Source organism: Vibrio sp. D173a, assembly GCF_030248475.1.
The window spans coordinates 1-1,237 of record NZ_JAHGAH010000949.1 but is presented as its reverse complement, the minus strand read 5'-3'; the positions used below and the strand labels follow the sequence as shown (position 1 = coordinate 1,237).

Below are 1,237 nucleotides of genomic sequence, written 5' to 3'. Positions count from 1 at the left end.
GCTATTAAGGCTGACATTACCGGTTTTAATGCCCGATTCTGCTTGCATGTAGCGAGTGAGCCAAGGCTTCACTGAAATATTTTCAGCACTGACATAGAACTGCCCAGTAACGTCTGTTAATGAGCCACCATCAACAAAGTTAGCACTTACTGACAAAGAGTTGAGGTTAGCGTCTTTAATGCTGACAACACCCTCAGCAAGATGATGCTTACCAGAGTTCTGCCACTTGAGGGTTTCAATATCGAGTTGACGTTCTTCATCAGAAACCGTTCGATAAAGTAACGAGGAATCCTTAGCCGTAACATCGACCAAAGTTTTAAGTAGAAGGTTATCGAGCTCTTTGATGACCCGACCCGACGAGTCCGAAGTCTCTGCCCTACTGCTATCGCGAGCAGCAAACAGATCAATGGATCGGATATCGAGATACATCCCGTTCATCACCAAGTCGGCAACAACCGGGCGCATTTGAATCGCCGATTGAATCAGATCGAATTCAACTTCGACTGTTTCAACGGAAAACGTCACATCTTCAGCTTGAACAAGATTGGCTTTCACCCCCTTCAGGGCAATAGAAGGGTGTGTGTTTCGCCAAAAGCCACTCACATCTTGAATAGAAAAATCAAAACCTGAATGCTGATCAACCCACTGTTCAATTTCAGTTTGGTATTTATTCAGGTTAGGAAGCGCAACACGTAAAGTGGTTACCGCTATGGCAAGCGCCACAAGTAAAGTAACCACTAACCATAAACATGCACGCAGTAGCTGAGTAACACTAGAGCTCACAAAGTATCCATTACATCATAACAACGTCAAACTGCTCTTGAATATACAAAGGCTCAGCTTGAATTTTAACTTGTTTACCAATAAAGACCTCAAGCTCAGCCAGCGCATGAGACTCTTCACCTTCAAGGGCTTCGGCAACCGCAGGCGCTGCGTAAACCACAAATTTATCGGCGTCGTAGGCACGATTAACGCGCGTAATCTCACGCAAGATCTCGTAGCACACCGTCTCAACCGTTTTGACACTGCCGCGGCCTTCACAAGCAGGACAGCTTGAACACAAGATATGCTCAATGCTTTCGCGAGTACGCTTACGGGTCATTTCAACCAGACCTAGTTGCGTAAAGCCATTGATATTGGTCTTAACGCGGTCTTTATCGAGTGCTGCTTCTAATGAAGTAAGTACACGCTTACGGTGCTCTTCTGACAACATATCGATGAAGTCGATAATGATGAT

1 protein-coding gene and 1 pseudogene are annotated in these 1,237 nt (G+C 45.3%); both read right to left on the bottom strand.

The annotated features are described in order from the left end of the window. Positions 1–783 (bottom strand): annotated as a pseudogene (locus tag KIV40_RS30480) (hypothetical protein); the annotation flags it as partial. Between the two features lie 10 nt (positions 784–793). Further along, on the bottom strand, positions 794–1,237 hold a 444-nt coding region (locus KIV40_RS30475; RefSeq protein WP_285353016.1), incomplete at its 5' end, for a ribonuclease E/G.